The following is a 2,360-nucleotide window of genomic DNA, read 5'->3' as shown; positions in this document are numbered from 1 at the left end:
ACGACGATGCGATCGCGCTACAGCTCGCGTCGTGCTACGGCTTTGCCGGCACACCCGAGGCCGGCCTCGCGGCGCTCGACCATTTCGGCGATCCGGCCGCGCTGCCCGACGCGGCGCGCGGGCGCATCCAGCTGGCGCGCTCGGCACTGCTGCTGCGCGCCGGCCGGCGCGACGAGGCCGCACGCGCGACCATCGACAGCGAAAACGTGCTGACGGCCGCGCAATTCGGGCTGCCGACGGAACGGCTCTACCAGGGTCAGCCGCTGCACGGCAAGCGGCTGCTGATCCTCAGCTACGGCGGGGTCGGCGATCAGCTTCAGTACGCGCGCTATCTGCATGCGCTCGACGCGCTCGGCTGCGCCGGCGTGACCGTGATCGTACCCGACGCGCTGACGGGCCTGCTGCGCGAGACGTTCCCGCGCATCGAATTCGTCGGCGCGCACGGCGCGTGGGTCGACACGTCGCAGCTCGCCCACGACTACTGGTGCTCGTTCCTGATGCTCGCCGCGCTGTTCGGTTACGCGCCGACGCCGGAAGGCATGCCGGCCCCGTACCTGACGTGCCCGCCCGCGCATGCGGCCGCGTGGCGCGAGCGCGTATCGCACGACGGCCATGCACCCGGCACGCGTCGCATCGGGCTGAACTGGCGCGGACGCGACGAAAGCGATGCGCGCTTCCATCGTGCGGCCAGCCTGCGCGATTTCGCGCCGCTCGCGCGGATGCACGGCTACGCCGCGTACTGTCTCAATCGCGATCTGTCCGCGCAATCCGAGCAATCGGACCTGCCGGTCACCTTCCCGCATCACGCGATCGGCGATTTCGGCGATCTTGCCGCGCTGATGCTCGCGATGGACGCCGTCGTGACCACCTGCACCGCCCACATCCATCTCGCCGGCGCACTCGGCGTGCCGGCCGTGCTGCTGCTCAGCCCGAAAGCGGACGCGCGCTGGGAAACCGGCTCGCGCACCGCGCTCTACCCCGGCATCCGGATCGTGCGCGCCGCGCACGTCGGTCGATGGGACGATGCGATCGACCGCGCGATGGCGCTGGTGCTCGGCGGTTTCGGGAAGGATTGAGATTCGACGGCCGCGCGAGCGGGCCGCGGTACCGGGCCCGCACCCGCGCCGGTTGCGTTACACCAGCACCCGATCGCCGCTTTGCGCGGCGAACGCGCGGCCATGCCGCCGCCCCATGCGCGCCAGCAGCACGAAGCAACGGGCCGCTGGCCGGCCTGCGCCGCCCGATTGCCTGACGAGGCTGTCGGATACGCCGCGCGCGATCGCCGACTCGTCGCCGCACGCACCGGCGATGACGCCCGCGTAATAGTGCCGGGCCGCCAGCTCGCGGCCGCCCGCGTCGAGCGGGCTCATCCGCTGAATGCGGCGCGCGACGGTCGTCAGACCATCGAGATAGGGCGCGACATCGATCGGCGCATCGGTCGACTCGGCGCCCAGTTGCCACAGCATGTCGGCCAGCTCGGCGAGCGCGACCAGGTCGCGCACATCGGTCGCCTGCGTGCCCGTTCCGCCTCCGGCTTTCGTCCCCGCCATGCCCACGTCCCCTTTGCGATTCGTCCCAACCGCGACACGCACCCGGCGCGCCGCCCTGCCCGCTTCAGCACTCACGCCGCCGCCGGCGACCGCCATGAAAAGCGGATGCCCTGCGCCCACGCGACGCCGGCATCCACGATGATCTGCCGGTCGGTCTCGCTTTCCACGCCTTCGACGACGACGTGCCGCGCCCCTTCATGCGCAAATGCGATCAGCCGGCGAAACTGGTAACGCCCGATCGCGTTGCGCTTGATCAGCGACAGGACCGACCGGTCGAGCTTCACGATGTCGGGGTTGCCGACCACCAGATTGTTCAACGCGCTGAAACCGACGCCGAAATCGTCGATCGCGATCCGGCATCCGGCTTGCCGGAAGCGGTTCACGAACGACCGGCCCGCGACGGGGTTCAGCGGCCCCGTCTCCGTGATCTCGATCACCAGCCGCGCCGCCACCGACGGCTCGCGCTCGAGCCGCCTGAAAATCGCCAGCCACGCGTCGTCGACCACCGCGCTTGCCGCCGCGACGTTGCAACCGTACACGGCAGCCGGATCGGCGCGCAGCGCATCGATCGTGCGGCCGACCACCAGCCGGTCGAACCAGCGCATCAGTCCAAGCGCTTCCAGCCGCGGCAGGAAGGCGAGCGGCGGCAGTGCATCGCGCTCGCCCCACCGCAGCCGCGCGAGGCATTCCTGGTACAGCACGCCACCCGACAGGTCGGCGCGGCACACGGGCTCGTGCGCGAATCCGAGCCGGCTTTCGACGAAACTGCGTACCGACGCAAGATCGCGATGATCGTCCGCGCGCCGAACA

The 2,360-nt window shown here is 70.8% G+C and carries 2 protein-coding genes and 1 pseudogene; 1 reads left to right on the top strand and 2 read right to left on the bottom strand.

What is annotated here, in order from left to right:
* Window positions 1-1,076 (top strand): annotated as a pseudogene (locus JMF90_RS33710) (FkbM family methyltransferase); the annotation flags it as partial.
* Window positions 1,077-1,133: 57 nt separating this feature from the next.
* Here JMF90_RS33710 and JMF90_RS33705 read toward each other — a convergent pair.
* Both JMF90_RS33705 and JMF90_RS33700 read right to left on the bottom strand, forming a co-directional pair.
* Window positions 1,134-1,550 (bottom strand): hypothetical protein, encoded by a 417-nt coding sequence (locus JMF90_RS33705; protein ID WP_041489353.1) that lies wholly within the window; start codon window positions 1,548-1,550, stop codon window positions 1,134-1,136.
* Between the two features lie 71 nt (window positions 1,551-1,621).
* Window positions 1,622-2,360: EAL domain-containing protein (locus JMF90_RS33700; RefSeq protein WP_201326046.1), on the bottom strand; the 739-nt coding region annotated here is incomplete at its 5' end.

The organism is Burkholderia sp. E168m23 (genome assembly GCF_016586125.1).
Lineage (GTDB): Bacteria > Pseudomonadota > Gammaproteobacteria > Burkholderiales > Burkholderiaceae > Burkholderia > Burkholderia orbicola.
Note: the sequence above shows the minus strand (reverse complement) of the source record. Positions and strands in the feature narration are given on the sequence as shown.

Bases quoted from the DNA above. Each gene is read 5' to 3' on its own strand.
- JMF90_RS33705 (WP_041489353.1), bottom strand. From the start codon at position 1,550: ATGGCGGGGACGAAAGCCGGAGGCGGAACGGGCACGCAGGCGACCGAT.